The organism is Acinetobacter sp. ANC_7512, assembly GCF_056779935.1.
The window spans coordinates 1-26,470 of record NZ_JBWYIX010000016.1 but is presented as its reverse complement, the minus strand read 5'-3'; the positions used below and the strand labels follow the sequence as shown (position 1 = coordinate 26,470).

22 protein-coding genes and 4 tRNA genes are annotated in these 26,470 nt (G+C 39.4%); 15 read left to right on the top strand and 11 right to left on the bottom strand.

Annotated features, from left to right (window positions below):
* Positions 1-23: 23 nt before the first annotated feature.
* From AC1M9H_RS13435 to AC1M9H_RS13420, 4 genes are all read right to left on the bottom strand, one after another.
* Complete coding sequence (locus AC1M9H_RS13435; RefSeq protein WP_481613581.1) at positions 24-2,156, bottom strand: 3-hydroxyacyl-CoA dehydrogenase NAD-binding domain-containing protein; 2,133 nt, start codon at positions 2,154-2,156, stop codon at positions 24-26.
* Between the two features lie 11 nt (positions 2,157-2,167).
* Positions 2,168-3,373 (bottom strand): acetyl-CoA C-acetyltransferase, encoded by a 1,206-nt coding sequence (locus AC1M9H_RS13430; RefSeq protein ID WP_481609289.1) that lies wholly within the window; start codon positions 3,371-3,373, stop codon positions 2,168-2,170.
* Between the two features lie 198 nt (positions 3,374-3,571).
* A complete protein-coding gene (locus AC1M9H_RS13425) occupies positions 3,572-3,997 on the bottom strand; it encodes a hypothetical protein (protein ID WP_481613580.1) in 426 nt (141 codons plus the stop codon).
* Between the two features lie 125 nt (positions 3,998-4,122).
* Positions 4,123-5,133: an AraC family transcriptional regulator gene (locus AC1M9H_RS13420; RefSeq protein WP_092768523.1), complete on the bottom strand. Its 1,011-nt coding sequence runs from the start codon at positions 5,131-5,133 to the stop codon at positions 4,123-4,125.
* Positions 5,134-5,343: 210 nt separating this feature from the next.
* On the opposite strand from AC1M9H_RS13420, the gene AC1M9H_RS13415 reads away from it, so the two are divergent.
* Positions 5,344-6,462, top strand: coding sequence for a CaiB/BaiF CoA transferase family protein (locus AC1M9H_RS13415; RefSeq protein WP_481613579.1), 1,119 nt, complete (start codon positions 5,344-5,346; stop codon positions 6,460-6,462).
* A 131-nt stretch (positions 6,463-6,593) separates the two neighbouring features.
* Positions 6,594-7,589 (top strand): DUF2804 domain-containing protein, encoded by a 996-nt coding sequence (locus tag AC1M9H_RS13410; protein ID WP_180028606.1) that lies wholly within the window; start codon positions 6,594-6,596, stop codon positions 7,587-7,589.
* A gap of 53 nt (positions 7,590-7,642) precedes the next feature.
* Here AC1M9H_RS13410 and AC1M9H_RS13405 read toward each other — a convergent pair whose 3' ends face one another.
* On the bottom strand, positions 7,643-8,512 hold the full coding sequence (locus AC1M9H_RS13405; RefSeq protein ID WP_481613578.1) for a metal-dependent hydrolase: 870 nt from the start codon (positions 8,510-8,512) through the stop codon (positions 7,643-7,645).
* A 159-nt stretch (positions 8,513-8,671) separates the two neighbouring features.
* Positions 8,672-9,547 (bottom strand): metal-dependent hydrolase, encoded by an 876-nt coding sequence (locus AC1M9H_RS13400; protein WP_481613577.1) that lies wholly within the window; start codon positions 9,545-9,547, stop codon positions 8,672-8,674.
* A 141-nt stretch (positions 9,548-9,688) separates the two neighbouring features.
* On the opposite strand from AC1M9H_RS13400, the gene AC1M9H_RS13395 reads away from it, so the two are divergent.
* On the top strand, positions 9,689-10,744 hold the full coding sequence (locus AC1M9H_RS13395) for an AraC family transcriptional regulator (protein WP_481613576.1): 1,056 nt from the start codon (positions 9,689-9,691) through the stop codon (positions 10,742-10,744).
* A gap of 62 nt (positions 10,745-10,806) precedes the next feature.
* Here AC1M9H_RS13395 and AC1M9H_RS13390 read toward each other — a convergent pair whose 3' ends face one another.
* The gene (locus AC1M9H_RS13390) at positions 10,807-12,144 is read right to left on the bottom strand and encodes a Na+/H+ antiporter NhaC family protein (protein ID WP_180028609.1); all 1,338 of its coding nucleotides are present in this window, start codon (positions 12,142-12,144) and stop codon (positions 10,807-10,809) included.
* Positions 12,145-12,495: 351 nt separating this feature from the next.
* Between AC1M9H_RS13390 and trpA the strand changes: the two genes are divergently transcribed.
* Genes trpA through AC1M9H_RS13370 form a run of 4 tightly spaced genes read left to right on the top strand, consistent with a single transcriptional unit; the run spans position 12,496 to position 16,427 of the window.
* Positions 12,496-13,299, top strand: a complete 804-nt coding sequence (trpA, locus tag AC1M9H_RS13385; RefSeq protein ID WP_035267926.1) for a tryptophan synthase subunit alpha — start codon at positions 12,496-12,498, stop codon at positions 13,297-13,299.
* Entirely contained in the window at positions 13,296-14,192 is an 897-nt protein-coding gene (gene accD, locus AC1M9H_RS13380; protein ID WP_035267924.1) for an acetyl-CoA carboxylase, carboxyltransferase subunit beta, read from the top strand. Before trpA ends, accD begins: the two co-directional genes overlap by 4 nt.
* On the top strand, positions 14,189-15,478 hold the full coding sequence (gene folC / locus AC1M9H_RS13375; RefSeq protein WP_481598014.1) for a bifunctional tetrahydrofolate synthase/dihydrofolate synthase: 1,290 nt from the start codon (positions 14,189-14,191) through the stop codon (positions 15,476-15,478). Before accD ends, folC begins: the two co-directional genes overlap by 4 nt.
* Positions 15,465-16,427 (top strand): SPOR domain-containing protein, encoded by a 963-nt coding sequence (locus AC1M9H_RS13370; protein WP_481587984.1) that lies wholly within the window; start codon positions 15,465-15,467, stop codon positions 16,425-16,427. The genes folC and AC1M9H_RS13370 overlap by 14 nt, the downstream gene beginning before the upstream one ends.
* 142 nt (positions 16,428-16,569) lie before the next feature.
* On the opposite strand, the gene AC1M9H_RS13365 is transcribed toward AC1M9H_RS13370, so the two are convergent.
* On the bottom strand, positions 16,570-17,211 hold the full coding sequence (locus AC1M9H_RS13365) for a peroxiredoxin (protein WP_481596629.1): 642 nt from the start codon (positions 17,209-17,211) through the stop codon (positions 16,570-16,572).
* A 330-nt stretch (positions 17,212-17,541) separates the two neighbouring features.
* Between AC1M9H_RS13365 and secA the strand changes: the two genes are divergently transcribed.
* The 8 genes from secA (at position 17,542) to AC1M9H_RS13325 (ending at position 23,876) form a co-directional block, all read left to right on the top strand.
* The gene (secA, locus tag AC1M9H_RS13360; protein WP_481613575.1) at positions 17,542-20,256 is read left to right on the top strand and encodes a preprotein translocase subunit SecA; all 2,715 of its coding nucleotides are present in this window, start codon (positions 17,542-17,544) and stop codon (positions 20,254-20,256) included.
* 134 nt (positions 20,257-20,390) lie between these two features.
* On the top strand, positions 20,391-20,741 hold the full coding sequence (locus tag AC1M9H_RS13355) for a hypothetical protein (protein WP_092768561.1): 351 nt from the start codon (positions 20,391-20,393) through the stop codon (positions 20,739-20,741).
* A 169-nt stretch (positions 20,742-20,910) separates the two neighbouring features.
* Positions 20,911-22,131: a bifunctional glutamate N-acetyltransferase/amino-acid acetyltransferase ArgJ gene (argJ, locus tag AC1M9H_RS13350; protein WP_481613574.1), complete on the top strand. Its 1,221-nt coding sequence runs from the start codon at positions 20,911-20,913 to the stop codon at positions 22,129-22,131.
* A gap of 113 nt (positions 22,132-22,244) precedes the next feature.
* Entirely contained in the window at positions 22,245-23,312 is a 1,068-nt protein-coding gene (nadA, locus tag AC1M9H_RS13345) for a quinolinate synthase NadA (RefSeq protein ID WP_481613593.1), read from the top strand.
* Between the two features lie 156 nt (positions 23,313-23,468).
* A tRNA-Pro gene (locus AC1M9H_RS13340) sits at positions 23,469-23,545 on the top strand.
* Between the two features lie 47 nt (positions 23,546-23,592).
* Positions 23,593-23,669: transfer RNA gene (locus AC1M9H_RS13335), tRNA-Arg, on the top strand.
* A gap of 37 nt (positions 23,670-23,706) precedes the next feature.
* Positions 23,707-23,782, top strand: a tRNA-His gene (locus AC1M9H_RS13330).
* A 17-nt stretch (positions 23,783-23,799) separates the two neighbouring features.
* Positions 23,800-23,876 (top strand) — tRNA-Pro (locus AC1M9H_RS13325).
* 110 nt (positions 23,877-23,986) lie between these two features.
* On the opposite strand, the gene yfiB is transcribed toward AC1M9H_RS13325, so the two are convergent.
* Genes yfiB through yfiR form a run of 3 tightly spaced genes read right to left on the bottom strand, consistent with a single transcriptional unit; the run spans position 23,987 to position 26,166 of the window.
* Positions 23,987-24,466 (bottom strand): outer membrane lipoprotein YfiB, encoded by a 480-nt coding sequence (gene yfiB, locus AC1M9H_RS13320; RefSeq protein ID WP_035267906.1) that lies wholly within the window; start codon positions 24,464-24,466, stop codon positions 23,987-23,989.
* A 24-nt stretch (positions 24,467-24,490) separates the two neighbouring features.
* Complete coding sequence (gene dgcN, locus AC1M9H_RS13315; protein WP_481613573.1) at positions 24,491-25,708, bottom strand: diguanylate cyclase DgcN/YfiN; 1,218 nt, start codon at positions 25,706-25,708, stop codon at positions 24,491-24,493.
* A 5-nt stretch (positions 25,709-25,713) separates the two neighbouring features.
* Positions 25,714-26,166: a regulatory sequestration protein YfiR gene (yfiR, locus tag AC1M9H_RS13310; protein WP_481613592.1), complete on the bottom strand. Its 453-nt coding sequence runs from the start codon at positions 26,164-26,166 to the stop codon at positions 25,714-25,716.
* Positions 26,167-26,470 lie beyond the last annotated feature (304 nt).

Below are 26,470 nucleotides of genomic sequence, written 5' to 3'. Positions count from 1 at the left end.
GAGAGGTTTTTAGTTTATATCAATCAAATCGACTGACCAGACTGAACTTTGTCCTTGAGGAGTTGAGGTGCTTTAAAACGCTCACCATACTTCGCTTCAAGCTGATTCGCGCGCTCAAGCGCTTGTGCGAGTCCATATTGATTGAGGAACTGTAAAGCGCCGCCAGTCCAAGGGGCGAATCCTATGCCAAAAATAGAACCGATATTTCCATCAATGACAGACTCTAAAACACCCTCTTCAAGACAACGTAAGGTATCTAAAGATTGCACAAACAAGAAGCGATCAATCATTTCTTGCTCAGAAATATCAGCCTCTTTCGTCCAATGGTTTAAACCATCCCAAAGGTATTTTTTACCACCTTCTGGATATTCATAAAAACCAGCACCAGCAGCTTTCCCTTTACGCCCAAACTCATGGATCATTTGCTTTAAAACATCTTCAGCAGGGGAGTGTGGTAAATCTTTGCCTTCAGCCTGAAGCGCTTTACGCGTTTCGTTGGTCACATGCTCAGACAAGGTTAATGCGACTTCATCTTGGATTGCTAATGGACCGACTGGCATACCTGCTTTTAAAGCAGCCATTTCAATTTTGGCTGGATGTACTCCCTCAGCCAGTAAACGCAAACCTTCGTTGACAAAAGTACCAAATACGCGGCTGGTGAAGAAACCACGACTATCATTCACAACGATAGGTGTTTTTCCAATTTGTTGAACATAATCATAGGCTTTAGCTAGTGTCTCAGCTGAAGTCTCTTTACCTTTAATAATTTCAACCAACTGCATTTTATCAACAGGGCTAAAGAAATGCAGTCCAATAAAGTTTTTCGCATCTTTGCTTGCTGTTGCAAGACCTGTGATCGGTAAGGTGGATGTATTAGAAGCCATCACACCGCCGTCAACCAAATATTGCTCAGCTTCTTGAGTTACTTTGGCTTTGAGTTCTTGATTTTCGAATACAGCTTCAATGATTAAATCACAGCCTTGTAGATCGGATGCATTTGCTGTAGGGGTAATGAGAGATAAAATTTGTTCGCGCTTTTCAGCAGTCATTCGACCTTGTGAAACACGTTTATCTAACAGTTTTTGACTATATGCCTTACCTTTTTCTGCATTTTCAATCGATACATCTTTAAGGACGACTTGAATCCCCTTAATCGCTGTCGAGTAGGCAATGCCAGCGCCCATCATTCCAGCGCCTAAAACACCTACTTTCGTCGCTTGCCATTTTGCAGGCTCTTTAGGGCGGCTTTCACCTGATTTGATTGCATTCAGTCCATGCCAGAACGTACCAATCATGTTTTTCGCAACTTGACCAGTTGCCAGATACGTAAAATAGCGAGATTCGATGGTTAATGCAGTATCAACATCTACCTGAGCACCTTCAACGGCAGCAGCCATAATGGCTTCAGGAGCTGGATAGCAACCTTTTGTTTTATCACGCAGCATCGCTGGTGCAATCGCAAGGACTTGAGCCACTTGAGGTGATGATGGCGTACCACCTGGAATTTTGTATCCTTTAACATCGAATGGTTGTTGAGATTTTGGATTTGCTTTAACCCAAGCAATCGCTTTATCCATGAGCTCTTGTTCAGAATCAGCCGTATCTTGAATTAAGCCTAGAGATTTTGCTTTTTCTACACCAAATTGTTTACCTTCCATCAAGAAAGGAAAAGCATTCTGCAAGCCGAGCAGTCGTACCATACGCACGATACCACCGCCACCTGGTAACAATCCTAAGGTAACTTCAGGTAGACCAAATTTCGCTTTAGGATCATTTAATGCAATACGAGCATGACAGCCTAGTGCGATTTCCCAACCACCACCGAGAGCTGTTCCATTTAATGCAGCAACAACAGGTACACCCAAGGTTTCAATATATCGGAATTCCGCTTTCATTTTTTGGATCATGCCAAAGAATTCAGTGGCGTGTTCTGGTTGAGCTTGAATCAACTCATCCAAATCACCGCCTGCAAAAAAAGTTTTCTTTGCAGATTTAAAAATGATACCTGTAATGCCAGATTCGGCTTTCAGTTTTGTTACCGTCTCTTCCAAAGCAACTCGGAAATCTGCATTCATGGTATTGGCAGACTGATTAGGTGAGTCTAAGGTGAGAATAACAATGCCATCAGCATTTTTTTCAAATTGAATTGCACTCATTATTCTTCTCCTTATACCAATTCAATGATCGTTGCGATACCCATACCACCACCTACACACAGTGTAGCCAAGCCACGTTTTTTACCTTGACGCTCAAGTTCATCGAGCAACGTACCTAAAATCATGGCACCTGTCGCACCGAGTGGATGACCCATTGCAATTGCACCACCATTTACATTGACTTTTGCAGGATCGACATTGAGTTCATTAATAAAGCGCATTACTACAGCCGCAAACGCCTCGTTCACTTCAAATAAATCGATATCATCAATGGTTAAGCCAGCTTTTTCCAAAGCTTTGCGTGCCGCAGGTGCTGGACCAGTTAACATGATTGTTGGATCAGTTCCGACAAGCGCAGTTGCTAATACTTTGGCACGTGGTTTTAAGCCTTGTTCTTGAATCGCTTTTTCAGATGCAAGTAGAACAACAGCAGCGCCGTCTACAATGCCTGAAGAGTTTCCTGCATGGTGAACGTGATTAATCTTCTGAGCTTCTGGATATTTTTGTAATGCGACTGCATCAAATCCCATACCGCCCATCATTTCAAAGCTTGGATTTAATTTGGCTAAGCCTTCAACGGTAGTCGTTGGTTTGATGAATTCGTCTTTATCTAAAACGACAACACCAGCTTTATCTTTTACTGGTACAACTGATTTATTGAAGTAACCATTCGCTTGAGCCGCTGCTGCTTTCTTTTGTGAATCTGCAGCAAAAGCATCTACATCAGCACGAGAGTAGCCATCTAAAGTTGCGATTAAATCAGCACCAATTCCTTGTGGAACAAAGGTAGATTTCAGGTTTGTTTCTGGATCGAGTGCCCATGGTCCACCATCGGAGCCCATTGGAATACGCGACATTGACTCTACACCACCTGCAACGACAACATCTTCCCAGCCTGAACGAACTTTCTGAGCAGCAAGATTGACAGCTTCTAGTCCTGAAGCACAAAAACGGTTGATTTGAACGCCTGCTACATCATCATTCCAGCCTGCTGCAATTGCAGCAGTTTTAGCGATATCACCGCCTTGATCACCAATTGGAGTTACACAACCCAGTACGATGTCATCGACTTTAGAAGTATCGAGTTGATGGCGAGTTTGAAGTTCATTTAACAGCGTTGTGAGTAATGTGATTGGTTTTACTTCATGTAAAGAACCATCTTTTTTTCCTTTTCCGCGTGGTGTGCGAATGGCATCAATGATGTAAGCCTCGCTCATAATAGTTCCTTTTTTATAGGTTGAAATTGTTATGGTGTTTTGAGTGTAGATGATCTATGTGATTGTGCAATGACGAGAACGGATGAGTCGTTTGATATTTTTGGTCACTGAAAAATTAAATGTTTTAGATTGTGAAATAAAAGTTTTTGACGAATTAAAAAACAAATTTGTATTGTGAATGCTTTGATTATAATTTTGCTATATCAAATCTTTGGCGTTTGATATGGCAAGCTTTACACCATAAGAACCTTCATCATCTTCATCAACATACCAACCACCGTTAATTACAGCGGGCACTTTTTTATCGATAATCTGCCCTTTCAGTTTTTCAGCTTCTAATTTACTTAAATAGCCAACTGTTAATCCGTTGATTTCAACTTTGATCGCATTTGGATCGTATTGGTTAAATGGTTCTGATAGAACATGAGCAGTACATTCATGAAATTTAGATACAGATTTTTTTTGACCAGCTATTTTAAGTAAATTTTTTTGATATGCATTTTCTCCGACAATATTATAAGTGTACCGTATATCAGCTTGAGGTCGAGAGCTGTGCGATTTTACACTGTAAAAATAAATTGCTATTCCAATCAAAATTGAGATTAAGATTGCAGTAAGTGTCATCTTATTATTCCTTTAAATATTACGAATATTTTAATTTCAACTTGAATATTTTTGTTAAATAAGCACTTAAATCCATATGTAAAAAAAAGCCTGAACAATGTCAGACTTTTTTATGTTTGAATAAATTAATGATAACCATGTAATTGACGATACAGTCCTGGTGTTACCCCTGTCCACTTTTTAAATGCTCGGTGGAAGGTACTGGTTTCACTAAAGCCGACTTGTTGTGCCACATCTTCTAAAGTTAAAGATGGGTTTAACAGTAAGTGAATTGCAGCGTCTCGACGTAAGGCATCTTTTACACCTTGATAGCTCTTACCTTCAGCAGCTAAGCGACGGCGAAGCGTCTGTGGTGATAAATAGAGCATGGCTGCAACATCATTTAATGTTGGCATTTCTTCACCAATTTGGCTCTTCAATACTTCGCGAATACGTGATGTGAGTGAATTGGTATTCTTGAATTTCACCAACAGTTTCGCTGGAGCACCTTTTAGAAACTCTTCCAAGGTGTTTTCATCTTGGCGAATTGGAAGATCTAAGTAGTCTGCAGCAAATGTGATTTCAGTACGAGCTGAATCAAATTGGATTACTGGCGCAAAAAATAACGCATCATATTCATCTGCATGTTGTGGGCGTGGATATGAAAAATGTACACGCTCTAACGGGATACGACGCTCAATGAGCCACGATGCCAAACCATGCCAGATCATGAGCATACTTTCAGTAATGAAATGGTCAGGATCCATTGTTTTTGGAATGAGTGGAACTAAGCGTGCTTCATGCTTATCGCGCTCTAAAGTCACAGACCACTCATCACCAAATAACTTGTAGAACTGTGATGATAACTCAAGCGCATCACCTAAAGTTTTGGCATGTATGATCAATTGACACATGATCGCAAAGGTCCCTAAGCGACGTGGCTGGATATCAAAACCAACGTGTTCATCTTGGGTGACCATCCACAGCATTTTAACAAAGCGTGTGTACTGCTCAGGAGAAATACGTGCTTTAGGTTGGCGGAGTAGTTCAGCTTCAATGCCGACATGTGAAAGTAAAGTGTCAACATCCATCCCTAGACGTTTTACCCCAGTCAGGGCTGCATTCACAAAATGGATACTTATCGTATCGCGACTCATGTTAAATCCTTCAGTCTCTTTGATGTTCACTGCTACTTGACCTAAATGACACAAAAAATAATTTAATTGGCAATTATCACTAGAGTAATTGCTCTTTTACATCATAAATTGCCGAAATGATCAAGGTAAATGGCTGAACATGACATTGTTAATCTTGTTTTATATTTCTATTATGGGTGAAAAATCAACATATTCTTGGTGAAAATAACAATGACAGCTGCATTAAAGGGATTGAAAGTTTTAGATTTTTCCACATTATTACCCGGACCCTTTGCGACCTTGTACTTAGCAGATCTAGGGGCAGAGGTAGTCCATATAGAGTCACCAAATCGACCAGACCTTGTCAGAATGTTGCCACCTTATGCAAATGGTCAAGCCACGGCGCACAGTTATTTGAATCGTAATAAGCAGTCGATTGCCCTAGATTTAAAAGATAGTCAGAGTATTGAACTCATTAAATCAAAAATTTCAGAATACGATATCGTCATTGAGCAGTTCCGTCCTGAAGTGATGCGACGTTTAGGACTCGACTATCAAACTTTATCTGAAATAAACCCACGTCTGATTTATTGTTCAATAACAGGATATGGGCAAACAGGTTCTTATAAAGATAAAGCGGGACATGACATTAATTATGTTTCGCTTTCAGGGATTGCTGGACATTCAGGTCGACAGGAAAATGGACCACCACCAATGGGGATTCAAATTGCAGATGTCGCAGGCGGTTCTTTACACGCAGTGATCGGCATTTTAACAGCCGTGATCGAAAGGCAACGAAGTGGTTTAGGTCAATATATTGATATCTCTATGACGGATTGTGCGGTGACTTTAAACAATATGGCCGCGGCAGCTGTACTTGCAGGTGGGCAGAATCAGTACCCTGAAAATGAACATCTGAACGGGGGGACATTTTATGACTATTATCAAACGCAAGACGGGCGCTATATCTCAATTGGAAGTTTAGAACCTCAATTTATGACAGGTCTGGCAACTGTATTAGAACTGCCTATCTTATTGGAAAAAGGAACTTCATTTGATGTTGAAGATCGAAAAGCAGTCAAGACTGCCATCGCTAATAAAATCAAGGAAAAAAGTTTTGATGTATGGCGTAAAACATTTTCTGAATTAGACGTATGTGTAGAACCTGTGTTAAATCTAGACGAAGCTCTGACGTCAGATTTGGCTCAACAACGTGCTTGGACAGTAGATGTACCTCTAAGGAAAGATGCAAATGAGGTAGAAAAACAGTTGGCTTGCCCAATTAAATTTTCAAGATCCAAGGCACAGTATCATTATATCGGCCAAACACTGGGTGAAGGGAACTGGTAGTCAAAGTATTGAATATATGAAAAAAAAGAACCGATCTGTATCGGTTCTTTAATCTATGTTTTCATACAGTAAATGAAATACTTTAGACTAAAGTCTATAATTGTCATGGAATGAAATTAGGCTGAGTCCCAATGGATTTAATTCAAGTAAATGGTCAACCGCGCTATGGGCGTTTTACAGAATTGCCAAGTGCAATTTCTGTCTCAAAATATATTTATAAAACGCCATATGGCAAAGTGCTCAAAGGATGGAGAAAAAAACTTAAATATAAGAAATTTAAGTTTTGTAGTATCCAACATGAGCATTACAGCATTGGGATGGCTATCGTCGATATCGCTTGGGCGGGACATGGTTTCATCTATATTTATGACCATAACACCGGACAAGTCGTCGAGTGGAATGCGATTAATGTATTGGCACACAGTACGGTTCTAGATGAACAGCCACTATTTAATCATAGCCATTTTCAACATGGAAAAATCCAACTCGATATCCAACATGCCAATGGTGTTCGTTATATCAAAGTGATCAAACATGGTGAAGAAAAACTGTCTGCACGAATCTTTTGTGCTGGAACAGATCCTTTGTCGATGTGCAGTCCTACTGGTATAAATGGTTGGACCTATACTCAGAAACTAACTACATTGGCCGTTGAAGGGTATTTCATTAATAAACAAAAAGAAAAAATTGAATTTAACTCACGAACTTTTGCTTCGCTTGATGATACTTGCGGTTTTCTAAGACCTGAAACGGCTTGGTTTTGGCTATCTTCTAATTTTTGGGATGCGCAAGGAAACCGTGTGGGTTTGAATCTTGCCTCTGGCGTGAATGAAAGCTTTGGCAATGAAAACTGTTTGTGGATTAATGGGCGCCTTTATGCGTTGACGGATGTTCTTTTTGAAATGCAAAATGATCAGATGTGGACCATACGATCTATGGATGACAAATTACAATTGACCATTGAAACAGGCTGGCGCCGTTATGAAAATCTTAATCTTAGAATGGTAGGCAGCCAGTTCAGTCAGTGGCAATCTAAAATTACGGGTTTTATTATTTCAGATGATGGTCAGCATATTGAGCTTAATCAAGAGTATGGACTATTAGAGCAACATTACGCTAAATGGTAATGGCGTCATAACAACAAAAAAGTCCGATTGATCGGACTTTTTTACATTCTTTTTTATATCGCAGCTTGCCAAAAAGCTTCACCTGCTTGAATTGGATCTTGAGTTTCAGCGAGCGTATCAACCCAAACTTGGTATTGATGAATAATAGGGTGTTGGTTTGGGTGGAAATCAGGTTTAAACCAGTCTAAATATTCTCGTTTTTTTGCCGTTAAAATGCCATCTTTTCCAAGCAACCATTTCAAGCCTTGAGCAAACATTTTTAACCTTTCAATTCGAGTAAAGCCATCTTGTTTGAGAAGTCCATGTGTTCTTTGCATGGTAAATCCAAACATCATAAGCGTAACTAAAACCAAGGCGGTATAACGTGTAAGGTTTGAAGTCTGCGCTACCTCGATCATGACATCATAAGCTACATCGCGATGTTCCATTTCTTCAATACTATGCCATGCAAATAAACCACGGACAAAAGGATGTGCGTGGGCCATCGTACTTTTATGACTGAAAAAGGTCGTTGCCATTAAAGCGGTTAAGTGTTCGCATGAAGCGGTAATCGCAATATTAAAACGATCAGGATACCTTTTTAACGCATGTTTGAAACGTTGATTGACTTGATGAATATATTTTTCAATTGGCATACCTTGCTCAATTAAAATTTTATTCATTTTGTCATGGGTAATACCGTGTTGCGCTTCTTGTTGAATAAAGTCTTTCACACGTTGGGCTAAGACAGGATCTTGAATATGCGGTTGAAATAGTCGGACACACTGTATGAAATATCGTTCTCCATCTGGAAATGTCAAACTCAAAGCATCAAATACACGTGTTTTAAAAGGATCGTTGTTAAACCAAAATCGTGGTACTTCGTTGAGTCGGAAATCAAGGTGCTTACGAATCACTGGATGGTATGTGGTAATTGCATTCATTTTATTTTTATCACTTATGCAGAAAGAACAAGTATGTAAAAAAATCACATTAAGGTCATTATCTCTACAGGACAAAAGAAGAGAGAGAAGGAGATTAAAACTGTAAGTAATGTCGGCTAAATCATCCGAATAAAAATGATTTAGCCAGTAATAGAAATACTATCGAGCTGCTTGCCAGAATGCTTCACCAGCTTGAATTGGATCATTGGTCTCGGCTAATGTTTTTACCCAGACATCATATTGGGCAATCACAGGATGTTGGCTTGGATGGAAGTCTTTTTTAAACCAATCTAGGTATGGACCTTTCATTCTCGTTAACATGCCATTTCGACCGATAAACCATGGAAGTCCTTTGACGGTCATTTTGAAACGGTCTAAACGACTAAATCCGTCATACTTCAACATGATATTGGCACGATAAGTTGTAAATCCAAGCATCATGAAAGTTGTAAATGCCAAAGCAAATTGTCGAGTAAGTTCTGGAACATCACCGACTTGTTTCATGACATCAAAAGCCACATCACGATGCTCCATCTCTTCGATAGCATGCCATGCTAAAAGCGCGCGCACATAGGGGTGAGCATCTTCAAGGGTTGCTTTTTGACTATAAAAAGTATCAGCCATTAATGCAGTTAAGTGTTCGGCTGCAGCAGTCATGGCAATATTGTATTGAGGTGAACGACGTGTCAGTTCGAATTTAAAAATTTTGTTAAGAACTTTAATAAATTGATCGACAGGCATACCTTGATCTTTCATGACCTTATTCATCTTGTCATGCGCAATTCCATGCTGTGCTTCTTGTCGAATAAAATCTGCGACGCGTTTTTGTAATTCAGGGTCTTTGATTTTATCTCTAAATAATCGAACTGATTCAATGAAGTAGCGCTCTCCGTCTGGGAAAGTTAGACTCAATGCATCAAACATACGGGTTTTGAATGGATCTCCACCAAACCAAAAACGAGGAATTTCTGAGAGCTTGAAATTGAGATTCGTGCGTACGACAGGATCGACCTGATATTTTACCAATGCGTTCATCTTATTTTCATTCATCCGCTTTAGATCGTTTAAGTATGTATGGCATTGGTCTGATTGTTTTGACAGTACTTGCCATTTTTTATACATTTTACGACAAATGAAAATGAATAAAGTCAAATTTGCCTAAAGGAATAGTGCATCGTGAAAGATATTCAAATACCCAATGGATATTTCCATTTATGGCAAACATTTATTCAAGTGAAACAGCTCGATAAAGAGATAAAGACTGCATTAAATCAGGATGTTGATACGCTGAATAAGATTTTGGCAGCACCGATTGCCATGCAATCATCTTATTCTTTTTTCTTAAAGCTTAATTCTCTCACGCAGGTTTATTTGAATCGCGCCAATTATATTTTTGAAATGGCTCAATATGTGAAACCTGAGCATTTTGGTGTGCTTGGATATATGGCGACACGAAGTGAGACGGTGGCGGAAGCACTGAACTATATTTTAAGATTTAGCCGCTTGGTGATTGATGGTGAAGAGATTACTCCCATGCAGATTCACCAGAACGGTGAAATACTGATTTTAAGCTGGCCGTTTATTTGTGATGACTATAATTTTATCAATGAGTTGACGAATGCCATGATGGTTTCATTGGCAAAGCAAATATTAGTGCATGATACCTTTCCACTGTATAAAGTGATCATGGCGCATGAAGCTATCGCACCATTGTATGAATATCAAAAGTTCTATGGTTGTCAGGTAGAGTTCAGCCAAGTTGAATATCAGTTTCAAATTCGCACGCAGGGGTTGCAGCTAAAACCCCAACAAGCAGATCCTTCACTTATGCAATTGTTGGTTCAACAAGCGGAAGAGGCGATTGCATCAAAACCCGTTCAATCGAGTCTTGATCGGCAACTCCACTTAATTATTGCTGAGTATTTGCGTATTCGTCACGAAGCGCCAAAGATTGAAGATATTGCGACAGAATTATGTTTGTCGGTGAGGACTTTGCAACGACAATTAAAAGATCGCGGAACATCATTTAAACGCATACTTGAGCAAGAGCGGATGTCACAATGTGAGCGCCTATTAAATCAGGGGCTAGAGTTAACGGATATCGCAGTGCAACTCGGTTACTCAGATCAGTCTGCGCTTGCTAGAGCATTTAAAATGTATAATGGAATAACGCTGTTGCAGTTTAAAAAACAACTTAAACAACGACCAACTCACCAACATAATCTAAGTTAGATTATGGAAATAAAAAAGGTAAGCATGTAGCTTACCTTTAAAGACTTAATTTTTATGCCAGTCTAAAATTGATTCATCTGTATTTTGGGATATCTAAAAGCAATGGAGAGTATAGCAATCACCGCTAAGATCCAGCAGTAAAAAACGTTTTGGATCATTTCCATTGGCGATAATTTTGCAATTGAACACGCCAATAATAATTGTGCGCCAAACGGAATTAAGCCTTGAACAACACAAGAAAAAATATCCAACAAAGCAGCCGAGCGTTTTGGGTCAACACCATATTCTTTAGCAACTTCACGTGCCATATCGCCAGATAGAATAATGGCAACCGTATTATTTGCCACAAAGAAATTAGACAAGATTACCAGAAGGCAGATTCCGATTTCACCAGCTCTTTGCGTTCCCACTTTGAATAAACGCGTAAGTTGATAAATGCGTTGTATTAGCCACTCTAAGCCACCTTCTTTTCGCATAAGGGCAGAAATACCACCGAGTAACATTGAAAGCAATGCGACTTCAAACATGCCCAAAAAGCCATCGTAAATCGCAATATTTAATTTAAGTAGGTTAAAGTCGGGGGCTTGAATCAGACCGACGAGTCCAGACATAACAATGCCCAGCATAAGTACAGCCAACACATGTAATCGGGTAAAAGCCAAAGCAAATACAGCTAAATAAGGCAAAATCAGCCAAAAATTATAGTCATTGAAAGAAATTTGTTGCGTATCACGACTCATCACAAAATAAATCAAAATCGTGAAAAGTGCTGCTGGTACTGCAATCCATACATTGACTTTAAATTTATCTTTTAGTTCTACACGTTGGCTACGAGTTGCGGCGATAGTAGTATCTGAAATCATCGACAAGTTATCACCAAACATGGCTCCTCCAACCACAGCGCCAATCGCAACAACAGGATTTATATCGGTGACTTGAGTGAAGCCAAATGCGATCGGCGCACAAGCAGCGATAGTACCCATCGAGGTGCCCATCGCAGTAGCAATAAACGCTGAAATAACAAAGAGCATTGGCAGGACAAAAGCCGAAGGAATGAGAGATAAACCTAATTGTACTGTTGCATCAACACTACCAATGGCACTACTAATACTGGCAAAAGCACCTGCCAGCATAAAGACCATAAACATTAAAATAAGATTAGGATGGCTTGCCCCACGGAGAAACTCATCTATACCTGTATTTAATTTGCCACGATAAAGTAATACCGCAAGAATAAGGGCGGGGATAGCAGCAATCGGGGCTTTAATTTGGTAGAAGGCAAACTCAGTGCCAATCAGAGTGTGATAAATACCGCTGCCCAAAAAAATGGCTAAAAACACAATAAGCGGTAGAAGGGCAAGCGCTCGCGGAGAAGCTTTGCCTGGGGAGATTGTGGTCATAACATAAGAAATAAAAGAGTAAGCATGTATAGTATAGAACAGCTTTGGCTAATTCAGAAAAGTTAAAATGTAAGTGCTAAGCTATTTGTTTTTAAACATTTTTAATCAATAAACATAAGTTCATATAAATATTCATGATTTAGAAAAAACAGAAAAAATCGAGCTTTTTGATCATTGTTAAAAAAATCAAAACATTGATAAATATGCACTTGGAATACTTAACTGAAAAGAGTGTTTGGTGCTTTTCATCACACTCTGTTCAATGAGTAAAAAATAGCGTTACAATGGGCCGTCTTGTATTTTACAAAACCAACTCCTCAATTCTATACAATTCAAGGAAAGTACATCCCTATGTCACGTTTAGCCACACGATTTGCACAGCTTAAATCTCAACAGCGTAAGGCTCTAGTTTCTTATGTCATGGCAGGTGACCCTCATCCACACGTAACGGTTCCTTTGTTACATCAAATGGTGGAAGCAGGTGTGGATGTAATTGAACTTGGCTTACCATTTTCAGATCCAATGGCCGATGGTCCAGTGATTGCACTTGCGGCTGAGCGAGCATTGGCAGCCGGTACAAATACATTGGATGCATTGGAAATGGTCAAGCAATTCCGTGAAAAGGACACAGATACACCAGTGGTGTTGATGGGTTATTTGAATCCTGTAGAAGTCATTGGATATGAAAAATTTGTATCAACTGCTCATGACTGTGGTGTGGACGGTATTCTTTTGGTGGACTTACCACCTGAAGAAGCACAAGCGCTCGATGTTGTCTTGAAAAAGTTTGATATGGATCAGATCTTCTTGTTGGCGCCAACATCTACAGATCAACGTATTCAACATGTCGCTAATCAAGCGAGTGGTTTTATTTACTACGTGTCTTTGAAGGGTGTAACAGGTGCAGCGACTTTAGATGTGAATGAAGCTGCTCAACGCATCGAAAAAATCAAGTCGATGACGGATGTACCTGTTGGTGTAGGTTTTGGTATTAGTGATGCAGCCTCTGCAAAAGCAATCGGAAGCGCAGCGGATGCGGTCATTGTTGGTAGTGCTTTTGTTAAACCATTTGCACAGACAACTCCTGATCAAGCAGTTGAACAGGCGGTCAATAAAGTCAAGGAGCTTCGAGCAGCGCTCGATGAGTTAGTATGAATCAAGAAGTTAAATCAGGGAAAACTTTAGCACCTGCAACACCTTGGACAGATCGTTCAGTACCAGGTATTCAAATCCCTGATCAACAGCAATCGTTAAAAGCGACGTTTACTGAGCCTACGATTGAATGTCCAGAATGTCATGCTCTGGTGACTCGTACGGCGATGTCTTTCAATGCTTATGTTTGTCCTCAATGTGATGAGCATTTAAAAATGAAAGCACGTGACCGCTTAAATTGGTTCTTTGATCAAACCGCAAAAGAATTAGGTCAAGAGTTTGTTGCAAAAGACCCACTCAAGTTTGTCGATAGCAAAGCTTATCCTGTGCGTATGAAAGAAGCACAAGAGAAAACTGGCGAAACTGAAGCACTCGTGGTGATGGAAGGGCAAATCAAAGGTTTATCATTAATCGCTTGTGCATTTGAATTTGATTTCATGGGCGGTTCGATGGGTACTGTAGTTGGTGATCGATTTGTACAAGCAGCAGAGCGTGCGATTGAAACCAAACAGCCAATGATTTGTTTTGCTGCCTCTGGTGGTGCTCGTATGCAAGAAGGAATGTTATCTTTAATGCAAATGGCACGTACATCAGCTGCGATTCAAAAAATGAAAGATGCTCGTATTCCGTACATTGTTGTATTAACTCATCCAGTATATGGTGGTGTGACCGCATCTTTAGCTATGTTAGGTGATGTGCATATCGCTGAGCCTAAAGCAATGATTGGTTTCGCTGGTAAACGTGTCATTGAACAGACTGTACGCGAAAAGTTAGAAGAACCGTTTCAACGTGCTGAATTCTTGCTTGATCATGGTGTAGTCGATCAAATTGTTCATCGTCACGCATTACGTGATACAGTTTATCGTATCGTAGCGAAATTGATGAATTTGCCTTGAACCTCACTGCTCCACTCAGTACAGATAATTTACAAACATGGCTCGATTATTGGAGCCATGTTCACGTTACAGGAATTGATTTAGGGCTTGAACGCGTCATTCCTGTGGCTGAAAAATTGGGCGTTACACACCCGCAAGCGAAAGTCATTACCGTTGCTGGTACGAATGGTAAGGGTTCAACAACCACAACCTTAGCTTCTATTCTGAATGCTCAAGGATATCAAGTCGGTCTGTATCAATCTCCGCATATCTATCGTTTCAATGAGCGTGTAAAACTCGCAGGTCAGGAAGTTTCAGATGAGCTTCTGATCGAAGCATTTGTTCAAGTTGATCAAGCACGACGTGAATGTGATTTAAGTTTATCTTTCTTTGAAGCAACAACCCTTGCAGCTTTTGTCATCTTCAAACAACAGAAATGTGATGTTTGGGTATTGGAAGTTGGACTTGGGGGACGTTTGGATGTTGTGAATGTCGTTAATCCAAATGTTGCGGTCATTACCAATATTGGATTGGATCACACAGATTGGCTGGGTGACACCATTGAAAAAATTGCTTTTGAGAAAGCGGGTATTATTCGTCCAGATATTCCAGTCATTTTTGGTGGGCAACAAATACTTCCAACATCAATTCAGGATAAAGTCATTGCATGTAATGCGACGCTGTCATGTCTAAATCAGGATTATTTTTATCAAGCAAATGGTGATGGTAAAACTTGGACATTTTCAAGTTCAGCACTGACCTTAAAATTACCATGTGGTCAGTTGGCCCTAGATAATGTTTCTACTGCCGTAGCTGCATTATTGGTCAGTGGATTGAAAATTTCTCAAACTGCACTAGAGCAGGGCATTATTCAAGCACATTTACCAGGTCGATTTGAAATAAGGGAAATCGCAGGAAAAACAGTGATTTTCGATGCGGGACATAATCCGCATGGTGTAGAATTTTTGTTAAAGCAATTGCGAAATTATTTAGAATACAATAAACAGTACACAGAAGTTATCGCTGTGTTTTCGATGTTAGCGGATAAAGATATAGATTCAGTCGTTAATTTATTGAAAAACACGGTATTTATGTGGAAAATTGCGCCGATGGATGTGCCTCGTGCAGCACCATTAAAACAATTAGAGTCAGCGCTTCAAGGTGAGACAGTACAACAGTATTCAAATGTACAGGTCGCATTTAAATCAGCACTTGAAGAAACAAAAAATAATCAGTTGATTTTGGTGTGTGGTTCGTTTCATACCTTAGAAGCGGTCTGGGAGTATTTAGAGAATGTCAATGAATAACAAACAACGCTGGATGGGTGGTGTTGTTTTATTGGGTGGTGGTGTTTTATTGGCAGCATTACTTCTAAAAGGCAAAGAAGAGATCCACCAAAATAATGTTGAACAACCGGTTGAAGCTGTTCAACAAAAAAAGAATGAACCTGAAGCAGTACAACTTCAACCTCTCACAGTTGATGTGGAAACTGAAAAGCGTTTACTTGAAGAGCAACGACGCGCTCGTGAGAAAGCTGTGGCAGAGCAAGAGGCTCGTGCTGCTGAATATTTAAGAATGCAACAAGAGGCCGAAGCTGAAGCCGCACGTCGCGCTGCTGAAGAATATGCTGCAATGAATGCTCGTCGAAACGCTGCTCAGCAAAGTTCAGACAATATTCCTCCTGAATTGGTTGAGGATGAAGCTGAAAAGCAAAAGCGTTTGGCTGAAGAAAAACGCATAGCTGAACAGAAGCGTTTAGCTGAGCAAAAAGAACAACAGGCGAAATCCTCAGAAGAACAAAAGCGTAAAGCCGAAGCAGAAAAACGTGCAGCTGAAAAGAAAGCAGCAGAGCAAAAAGCTGCTGAGGAAAAACGTAAAGCAGAAGAGGCGAAGAAGAAAGCTGAAGCTGATAAAAAAGCTGCAGAAGAGAAAAAACGCAAAGCTGCTGAAGAAGCGAAGAAAAAAGCTGAGGCAGAAAAAGCTCGTGATCTGCTGGAAAATGGAGATCGTCAATGGATGGTTCAAGTGGCATTGGCTGCGAATGAGGCGAATGCAGATGCGCTTGCGGCTAAGCTTCGTGCCAAAGGATATAAGGTAACGAAGAGTCCAACGTCGAAAGGTATTCGAATTATGGTTGGTCCATCTAAAGATCGTGATTCGGCAGATGCGTTACGTAAGAAAATTAACAGTGATGCAAGTTTAAATATGAAATCAGCATGGGTGATTGATTGGGTACCACTGGATAAGCGTCAGTAGTTTCTTGCTTTGTTTTAGAAAAAAGGATTCAAACTATAATTTGAATCCTTTTTTAAATTAATAGGTTAAAGAATATAAGCCATAATCAAAAAAAGCCTATCTGAGGATAGGCTGAACGCTGAAACTTGATGGCTCGTCAAAATTAATCAAGATCAGGTTGAGGTGTTAAACGTAGATAAGGTGTCACTGCCTTGTACCCTTTAGGGAAGCGTTGTTGAATTTCATTTTCGTCTTTAATAGAGGGAACAATCACAACATCTTCACCATGCTGCCAGTTTGCAGGGGTTGCCACTTTATAGTTATCTGTTAACTGTAATGAATCTATAACACGTAAAATTTCATGGAAGTTGCGACCAGTTGACGCTGGATAAGTAATAATCAAGCGTACTTTTTTATTTGGATCAATGATAACAAGAGATCGGACGGTTAGGGTCTCGCTGGCATTGGGATGGATGAAATCATATAAAGTCGAAACTTTACGATCCTGATCAGCAATGATTGGGAAATTTACCGTGGTAGACTGAGTTTCATTGATATCTTTAATCCAACCATGATGTGATTCAACATCATCTACAGAGAGAGCAATCGCTTTAACATTACGTTTTTCAAACTCGTTTTTTAGCTTTGCTGTAAAACCTAATTCCGTCGTACATACGGGAGTGTAGTCGGCAGGGTGTGAAAATAAAACTCCCCAATGATCTCCTAGAAAATCATAAAAATTAATTACTCCTTCACTTGATTGCTGTTCAAAGTCTGGAGCGGTGTCACCTAAACGTAATGCCATATAAACCTCTATTTTTATCAAAACCTTAATGTGCTGAAATTAATATGGCGGAAACTCTTTATAATTAAAAATAGTGTTTTTTTATTTAGTTATGAAAAAAACAGATTTATTTGAATGTCTGAAGGCAAATAAACGTTCATAAATTTGAATTTGAACGATATATATTTCTGATCAAATTTGCTACATTAACTCGCCGTTGCTCATGCGTCATGGAAAATAATCCAGAAATTTTTTGATTGCATTTGTTTAAAACCCTTGTACTTCAAATTTCTAGCACCATAATAACGTTTGAGAAAAATCATTTTGATAAGTAAGTTTTAGAGAGTCTATATGTTGGCAAGTCTGATCGGAGGAATCTTCGGTACTAAAAACGAGCGCGAATTGAAGCGTATGCGTAAAATTGTCGAGAAGATCAATGCGCTCGAGCCGACGATATCTGTGTTAAGTGATGCAGACTTATCTGCAAAAACAGAAGAATTCAAACAACGTTATAAAAACGGTGAAAGTCTTGATCGCTTGTTACCAGAAGCTTTCGCAGTATGTCGTGAAGCTGGTAAGCGTATTATGGGTATGCGTCATTATGACGTACAGTTGATTGGTGGTATTACCCTACATGAAGGTAAAATTGCAGAAATGCGTACAGGTGAAGGTAAAACCCTAATGGGTACTTTGGCTGTATATTTAAATGCAATTAGTGAACAAGGTGTTCACGTTATTACTGTCAATGATTATCTGGCGCAACGTGATGCTGAGTTAAACCGCCCACTTTATGAATTTTTGGGATTATCTGTTGGGGTGATTTACTCCATGCAGAATCCTGTCGAAAAAGCAGAAGCTTATCGAGCAGACATTACCTACGGTACAAACAACGAATTTGGTTTCGACTATCTTCGTGACAATATGGTGTTCTCGTTAGCCGAGAAAAAACAACGTGGTCTTGCTTATGCGATTATCGATGAGGTTGACTCGATCTTAATTGACGAAGCACGTACTCCACTTATTATTTCGGGTCAAAGCGAAGATTCTTCGCAACTTTATGCGGCAATGAATGCGATTCCGCCAAAGTTACATGCTCAAAAAGAAGAAAAAGTTGCAGATGGTGGGCACTTCTGGATCGATGAAAAGCAACGTTCAGTCGAAATTACAGAAGCTGGTTTTGAAGCCATTGAAAGTGAACTTATTGCGATGGGTTTATTGGCAGAGGGTGAAAGTCTATATTCTGCAGCCAACTTAAATCTTGTTCATCATGTCACAGCTTCTATTCGTGCACATTACTTGTATCATCGTAACGTGCATTATATCGTCCATGACGGTGAAGTGATTATTGTCGATGAAAATACAGGTCGTACGATGCCTGGTCGTCGTTGGTCTGAAGGTTTGCATCAAGCGGTAGAAGCAAAAGAAGGTTTAGAGATTCAACCTGAAAACCAAACGCTTGCAACGACCACATTCCAAAATTATTTCCGTTTATACCGTAAACTTTCAGGTATGACAGGTACAGCAGATACTGAAGCTGCTGAAATGAAAGAAATTTATGGCTTAGATGTGGTGTTGATTCCAACCCATCGTCCAATGATTCGTAAAGATCTGAATGACTTAATTTATTTGAATCGTAATGGTAAATACAATGCGATTATTGAAGAAATTAAGAAAATTCATGAAGCTGGTGTTGCACCGATTTTGATTGGTACGGCAACAATTGAAGCTTCTGAAATCTTATCGGATAAACTGAAAGAAGCGGGTATCGCACACGAAGTGCTGAATGCCAAACAGCATGAGCGTGAAGCGGATATTATTGCACAAGCCGGCTCTCCACGTGCCGTGACTATTGCGACCAACATGGCAGGGCGTGGTACGGATATCTTGCTCGGTGGTAACTGGAAAGCGAAACTGGCGAAAATTGAAAATCCAACTCCTGAAGATGAAGCACGTTTAAAAGCAGAATGGGAACAAAATAACCAACTGGTGCTGAATTCTGGTGGTTTACATATTATTGGTTCTGAACGTCATGAATCTCGTCGTATTGATAACCAATTACGTGGTCGTTCAGGTCGTCAAGGTGATCCAGGTGTTTCGCGTTTCTTCTTATCGTTAGAAGATGATTTGATGCGTATCTTTGCGGGTGATCGTGTCGTCGCAATGATGCGTGCAATGGGTCTGCAAGAAAATGAAGCCATTGAACATAAAATGGTGTCTCGTTCGATTGAAAATGCGCAACGTAAAGTTGAAGCGCGTAACTTCGATATTCGTAAGAACCTGTTAAAGTATGATGATGTAAATAACGAACAACGTAAAATTATATACTCACAGCGTGATGAAATTCTGGCAGAAAGTACATTGCAAGAATACATCGAGTCAATGCATGAAGAAGTGATGAAAGGGGTGATTGAAACGTATATCCCACCTGAATCAATTCATGATCAGTGGGATGTACCAGGTCTTGAATCTGCATTACGCTCAGACTTTAATATTGATCTTCCTGTGCAGCAATGGTTGGATCAAGATCGTCGATTAGATGAAGAAGCATTAGCACGTCGTATCACTGATGAGGTTTTACAACGCTATCGTGCGCGTCGTGAACAAATGGGTGCTGAATCTGCAGCAGTGTTAGAACGAAACTTTATGTTAAGTTCTTTAGATCGCCACTGGAAAGATCATTTAGCAGCGATGGATTATTTACGTCAAGGTATTCATTTACGCGGTTATGCGCAAAAGAATCCTGAGCAGGAATATAAGAAAGAAGCATTCAATCTGTTTGTAAATATGTTAGCTGTCATTAAGTCTGATATTGTGACAGATCTTTCATTAGTACGTTTACCAACGCCTGAAGAGCTGGCAGAAATGGAAGCACAGCAGCAAGCTCAAGCTGAAGCGATGCAACTTTCACTTTCTCATGCTGAAGTTGATGGTTTAACAGGTGAGCAAACAGTTAATACTCAAGAATTGGATCAGAATGAAGTTGAGATTACGCCACCTCAAAGCCGTAATGCACCTTGTCCATGTGGTTCTGGTTTAAAATACAAGCAGTGTCACGGTAAAATCTAAATTTCATGAAGCAGAACTTAGGTTCTGCTTTTTTTATTTTATTATAGTGCTTGGTCAGTTCATGTGAATAAGCATTGCCAATTTTCTCAGTTAATGCTATTTAATTTTGCATGATTGAATATATGGAAGCGACAATGAAAAAAATACTAAAACCGGCTTTATTTGCAGTTTTTGCTTTACCAGCTTTTGCATTTGCCAATACTGATACAAAAACTGTACCTCTAGCGAAAGTTCAAGCAGCTGCGGGTGTTACTCAAGCACAAACTGAAGTTAAAAATGACTCCACAACGGTGATAAGTCCACGCACTGGTATTCGTTATACACTTGGTAATACGGCTGGTCGACCAATTATTCTTCAAACAGCTGCAATAGCACCAGCAACACCAGCTACAGCAAATCGTATTGTTGCATCAAATCCAGCTCTTTCAAGTTCAAGTCAAGAAAAAGCAAAACAAGCTTTATTAGAACAAACTGTATCTAATTAATTTTAGAATTTCGTACTAAAGCCAGTCTTTGACTGGCTTTATTGTTTTTAGGGATCGAGATTTATTTCAAATCATTCATTTCAATCAACCCTAATGCCTTATTCACTCGATTTTTTTTCTAATTTCTAATAAGCTTAGCCATCATTTTTTTTAATTCGGACAATCAAAAATGGCGGTGGGTGACGTATCAATGCCACAAATGCATGTGGTAAAGGGTGTAAGAATTGGCTCAGCAGAAGCGTATGTACGTTACCCAAATCGACGTGACTTGGTTGTATTTGAATTTGCACAAGGCACTCAAGTTGCAGGTGTATTTACCCAAAATGCTTTTTGCGCAGCGCCAGTACATATTTCAAAACTGCATTTGTCTCAAACAAATCCACGTTACCTTGTAATTAATACAGGCAATGCGAATGCAGGTACTGGTCCTACAGGTATGAAAAATGCAAAGGACACTTGTGCTGAATTTGCCAAAATTGCTGGTGTAAATGAGAACGAGGTTTTGCCATTCTCAACAGGCGTAATTGGTGAACAATTACCAATGGAGCGTTTGATTGCTGGGTTAAAACCAGCATTTGAGAGTCTTGAAGATGATGTATGGCCTCAGGCAGCATCAGGTATTATGACGACGGATACTTTACCTAAGGGTGCTTCTGAACAATTTGAAATTGACGGGGTTGTTTATACAATGACGGGGATTTCAAAAGGTGCAGGAATGATCCGTCCTAATATGGCAACAATGTTGTCTTTCGTAGCGACAGACGCGCCTATTGCTCGTGAATTGGTTCAAAAACTATTAAAAACCACGGTTGAACAATCATTTAATCGCATCACGATTGATGGTGATACATCTACTAATGACTCTTGTATTTTTGCAGCAACTGGTCAAGCAGGTGGTGCTGAAATTACATCTAAAGAAGATGCTCGTTACTCTGTTGTTTTAAATGTACTTACACGTGTCATGAAGCGCTTGGCTCAGTTGATCGTTCGAGATGGTGAAGGTGCAACCAAATTTATAACTGTTTCAGTTGAAGGTGGTGCAAATACGCAAGAGTGTTGTGACATCGCTTACAGCATTGCACATTCACCTTTGGTAAAAACAGCGTTCTTTGCTTCTGACCCTAACTGGGGGCGTATCTTGGCTGCAATCGGTTATGCTGGTGTCCCAGATTTAAATGTCGACAAAATCCAAGTATGGTTAGATGATGTCCAGATCTGTAAAGATGGTGGTGCAGCGGCAGATTACACAGAAGAGGCTGGTGCTAAAGTAATGAATCAATCAGAAATTACTATCCGCGTTGATTTGGGCCGTGGTTCTGCCAAAGATACGGTTTACACCTGTGATTTGTCATATGATTATGTCAAGATCAACGCAGATTATCGTTCTTAAATAAATTAAGCCTCCTGTTGAGGCTTTTTATTTATCAAATTTTAATGATTGGTCAAATCCAATCGGTGTGTAATTGCTTATATTGATAAGCGCTATGGATAGAGATGCAAATAATGAATGATGCAACCAATTTAATTGCAAATGATGCGAAAGCAATTGTTCAAGCTCATTTAGACCTGATTGGTGAATCTAACAATCAAGATTTAACACCAGAGTTAAAGCAGCAAAAATTTGCTGAGATCCAAGCCGAATTGGAAAAGCGTAATGCGGTATTGGTTGCTCATTATTATTGTGATCCAGTCGTACAGGAGCTTGCGGAGCTGACTGGTGGTTGTGTTTCTGATTCACTTGAAATGGCACGTTTTGGGCGTGACCATGATGCGACAACACTCGTTGTGGCTGGTGTGAAGTTTATGGGTGAAACTTCTAAAATTTTATCACCTAACAAAACCATTTTAATGCCTACTTTAGAGGCAACTTGTTCACTCGATCTAGGTTGTCCTGTAGATGAGTTTAGCAAGTTCTGTGATGCTCATCCTGATCATACTGTTGTGGTTTATGCAAATACCTCAGCTGCGGTAAAAGCACGTGCAGATTGGGTGGTAACATCCAGTTGTGCTGTCGAAATTATTGAGCATTTAGATAGTTTAGGTGAAAAAATTATTTGGGCACCTGATCAGCATTTAGGACGTTACATTCAAAAGAAAACTGGAGCGGATATGTTGCTCTGGGATGGTTCTTGTATTGTACATGAAGAATTTAGAGCACGTGGTATCGCTCAAATGAAAGCCATCTATCCTGATGCTGCAGTTTTAGTCCATCCCGAATCACCAGAATCGGTGATTGATGTTGCTGATGCAGTAGGAAGTACCTCACAATTGATTAAGGCTGCAAAAGAACTACCGCATGAAACAATGATTGTTGCGACCGATCGCGGTATTTTTTATAAGATGCAGCAAATGGTGCCGAATAAGACTTTGATTGAGGCTCCTACGGCAGGTGAGGGAGCGACTTGTCGTTCTTGTGCACACTGTCCATGGATGGCAATGAATGAATTGGATGGCATTTTGCATGTTTTACGACATGGTGATCAAGAAGTCCATGTTGATCCCGCTTTAGCAGAGCGCGCTAAATTACCATTAGATCGAATGTTAAACTTTAGTGCGTCATTAAAGCGTTAATATTAGTCAAAATGCTTGATAAATATACATTTGAAGTGTTTTTTTGATTTTTTTTGAAGATAGGTGTTGACGTTATCCAGCGTCACGCCTAGAATGCACACCGTACCGAACGATACATCAAACGATAAGTTGAACGGTACAAAAGCTGAGATGAATCGGAGTATAGCACAGCCTGGTAGTGCACCTGGTTTGGGACCAGGGGGTCGTAGGTTCGAATCCTACTGCTCCGACCAATTCTTCAAGGCAAAGGTTTTCCAATGATCTCGCAATCATGGGTAATGCGCCTGTAGCTCAGTTGGATAGAGCATCCGCCTTCTAAGCGGATGGTCACAGGTTCGAATCCTGTCAGGCGCGCCATTGGTCGCTTGATTTTATAGAGCCAAATTTTGTGATGGTGGATGTAGCTCAGTTGGTAGAGCCCCGGATTGTGATTCCGGTTGTCGCGGGTTCGAATCCCGTCATTCACCCCAACACAAACCGATGTAATCGGAGTATAGCACAGCCTGGTAGTGCACCTGGTTTGGGACCAGGGGGTCGTAGGTTCGAATCCTACTGCTCCGACCATTTATTTCAATATAAATGGTCAGATAAAAGATACCGCGTTAAGCGGTTTTTTTATGTCTGATTTTTGCTGATAAAAAAAAGATCCTATCAGGATCTTTTTTGTTGAATGTTTAAGGCACGATAATAACAGCAACGCGTCTATTTTCTGCATGGGCAGCGTCAGTATTTGCAGTATTAATAGGTTGGGTTGAACCGCGACCAATAGTTTGGATATGAGCAGGGTTAAAACCCTCTTCGATAAAAATAGTGCTTACGCTTCGGGCACGGCTTTCAGAAAGTTTAAAATTATAATCTGGATTGCCAATAAGATCGGTATGACCGACGATACGGACTTTCTTTAAATTGTACTTTTGTAGTTGTGCTGCGAGATGTTGAATCTGTTCACGATTTTTTTTAGAGATTTCAGCCTGATCGAAATCGAAAAGAAGTCGTTCGGGTAGTCCCAAACTCCAACCTTCCTCTGTGAGTACGAAACCTTGTTGTTTTAACATTTTTACTTGTTTATAGCTTAAAGATCCCATACCCAAGCATGCACTTAATCCTATACAAAGAATGCTCATGATAAAAAGTTTGAAACTACGATTGAGCATAGGTATTAATCCTCAGTAAAAACTTTATTGTTGAAATATGTGCCAATGATGTTTTAGATTCTTCGCTTTGTACATCGCTTGGTCTGCTTGAGAAATTAAGTCCTCTGGGTTATGAGCTTCTTTAGCCAAAGCAATACCAAGACTAAAGCTAAAATGAATTGATTGTCCGTTATATTTTAAGGGCTCATCAGAACATTTTATAAGATTTTCGGCGATCGAAATTAAGTGATCCACCTGAATGACAGGACTTAGGATAATTGCAAATTCATCACCGCTTAATCTTGCGACAAAATCATTTTGACGAGTGTTTTGTTTTAATCGTTTAGCCATCTCTTTCAACACTTCATCCCCTACTAAATGACCATATTGATCGTTAATAGACTTAAATTTATTGTTATCTATAAAAATCAAAACAGTATTTTCACGTTTATCAGGCTGATCGAAAAGACTACACAAAACTTTATAAAAATAATGTCGGTTTGGTAATTGTGTTAATTCATCGTGTTGTACTTGATAATTCAGCTGCGTATTTTCAGACTGTAATTGGTTGTGCCAAGATTGAATTTCTTCTAACAGCTGATTAAATACTGAGTTTAGATGATGAAATTCTTGAATATCATTTTTTGGAAAGCGGAGATTATATGCTTTTTGTTGACTCACTAATTGTGCTGTATGAATAATTGGTGATATAGAATTCATAATATGACGATAGGTTGCATTAACCGACCACCATAAGGCGAAAATCATAAAAAGCATACCTAAGATCAAGGCTAAACAAATCTTGATAATGAATAAAATGATATCTTGAGAACTGCCGAATAGATGAAGCTCACCGACCAATTGTCCATTGTGAGTAACTTCAATTTGAATCGGCTTAGAAAAAAATAATCCATCAAACCAAGTTTGAAGTTCTGAATGGCGATCTATCAGTTTGCTGCTTTCAGTGATTTTAACTTTATTACTATCCAATACTTGGATAAGGCGAATTGAATGTTGTTGTGTGTACTCGTGTAAAATATTGTCTAAAGTGTATTTATCTTGGAAAACAAGAGCAGGTTGAATGCGTTCCGCAATTGTGCGACTCACTAAGGTTAAGTTTTGATTGGCGTATGATTTCACCGTAAAGATTGAAATCGTTGCAAAAATTAAAGTGCAGATCAAAAAAGTGATCGCAAAAATTAAAAATTGTGATCTTCTGAATAGTGATTGGAGTGAAGTTAATCCAAAAAATTTATCAATCATCTGAATTACTCCATATTCTGCGCAAGAAGTAATACACGAGGATCAACGTGAATTTTGGTTTTTGCAAGACTGTCTAAATTGACTTTAAATTTTGTAATACCTGCTTTATTGCTATAGAGACAGAAAACACTTCCAACCTCGCAATCTTCATTATTTGTTGAAAATGAGAGAATTGACTTATTTAGTGATTCTCGGATGAGCTTTTGTTCGACTGTTGGAGAAGATTTAGAGAAAAATATAACATCACAATTGGTCTTGTTTAATTCATAATCATGAATATTTTGTGCTTTGATATTTGAATTTTGCTTTTGAATAGTTTGATTAAACTCTGCTAATGCCATAGTGTTATCAATTAGACATAAATCTGGTTGTGGAGATGAAATTTTGGCATAGCTCAAAATAGATAGAGTCATTTGATAAATGTTCTGGTTGGAATTGGCATGGCTAAAGCTGCACATCAAAAGCAGTAGGGAGATCAATACGGCTTTTTTGATTTTAAATATAGCCATTTAGTAACATAGTTCTAGTCAGTTAAATAATAGTGACTATTCTAATCTAATTTTAATAAAGTTAAAGTGTTCGATTTTTTATCAATATCATACTGAATGATGTGAATTTGACTATTAAATACTCAATCAAAACTCATAATTTAAAAAAATACTAAAATATTGAAAAAAGAGGTTGCATTGGATATGAAATACTGTAGAATGCACATCCATCGGCGGTGATGTTGATTAAAACTTGTTGAAAAACAAGGGTTTA

Coding starts and splice junctions, on each gene's coding strand:
- yfiB (WP_035267906.1), bottom strand. CDS start 24,466: ATGCTCAATCGTAGTTTCAAACTTTTTATCATGAGCATTCTTTGTATA.
- AC1M9H_RS13435 (WP_481613581.1), bottom strand. CDS start 2,156: ATGAGTGCAATTCAATTTGAAAAAAATGCTGATGGCATTGTTATTCTC.
- AC1M9H_RS13425 (WP_481613580.1), bottom strand. CDS start 3,997: ATGACACTTACTGCAATCTTAATCTCAATTTTGATTGGAATAGCAATT.
- AC1M9H_RS13410 (WP_180028606.1), top strand. CDS start 6,594: ATGGATTTAATTCAAGTAAATGGTCAACCGCGCTATGGGCGTTTTACA.
- argJ (WP_481613574.1), top strand. CDS start 20,911: ATGGCGGTGGGTGACGTATCAATGCCACAAATGCATGTGGTAAAGGGT.
- dgcN (WP_481613573.1), bottom strand. CDS start 25,708: ATGATTGATAAATTTTTTGGATTAACTTCACTCCAATCACTATTCAGA.
- AC1M9H_RS13420 (WP_092768523.1), bottom strand. CDS start 5,133: ATGAGTCGCGATACGATAAGTATCCATTTTGTGAATGCAGCCCTGACT.
- AC1M9H_RS13415 (WP_481613579.1), top strand. CDS start 5,344: ATGACAGCTGCATTAAAGGGATTGAAAGTTTTAGATTTTTCCACATTA.
- AC1M9H_RS13365 (WP_481596629.1), bottom strand. CDS start 17,211: ATGGCATTACGTTTAGGTGACACCGCTCCAGACTTTGAACAGCAATCA.
- AC1M9H_RS13355 (WP_092768561.1), top strand. CDS start 20,391: ATGAAAAAAATACTAAAACCGGCTTTATTTGCAGTTTTTGCTTTACCA.
- AC1M9H_RS13405 (WP_481613578.1), bottom strand. CDS start 8,512: ATGAATGCAATTACCACATACCATCCAGTGATTCGTAAGCACCTTGAT.
- yfiR (WP_481613592.1), bottom strand. CDS start 26,166: ATGTGCAGCTTTAGCCATGCCAATTCCAACCAGAACATTTATCAAATG.
- AC1M9H_RS13400 (WP_481613577.1), bottom strand. CDS start 9,547: ATGAACGCATTGGTAAAATATCAGGTCGATCCTGTCGTACGCACGAAT.
- secA (WP_481613575.1), top strand. CDS start 17,542: ATGTTGGCAAGTCTGATCGGAGGAATCTTCGGTACTAAAAACGAGCGC.
- trpA (WP_035267926.1), top strand. CDS start 12,496: ATGTCACGTTTAGCCACACGATTTGCACAGCTTAAATCTCAACAGCGT.
- accD (WP_035267924.1), top strand. CDS start 13,296: ATGAATCAAGAAGTTAAATCAGGGAAAACTTTAGCACCTGCAACACCT.
- AC1M9H_RS13390 (WP_180028609.1), bottom strand. CDS start 12,144: ATGACCACAATCTCCCCAGGCAAAGCTTCTCCGCGAGCGCTTGCCCTT.
- nadA (WP_481613593.1), top strand. CDS start 22,245: ATGAATGATGCAACCAATTTAATTGCAAATGATGCGAAAGCAATTGTT.
- AC1M9H_RS13370 (WP_481587984.1), top strand. CDS start 15,465: ATGTCAATGAATAACAAACAACGCTGGATGGGTGGTGTTGTTTTATTG.
- AC1M9H_RS13430 (WP_481609289.1), bottom strand. CDS start 3,373: ATGAGCGAGGCTTACATCATTGATGCCATTCGCACACCACGCGGAAAA.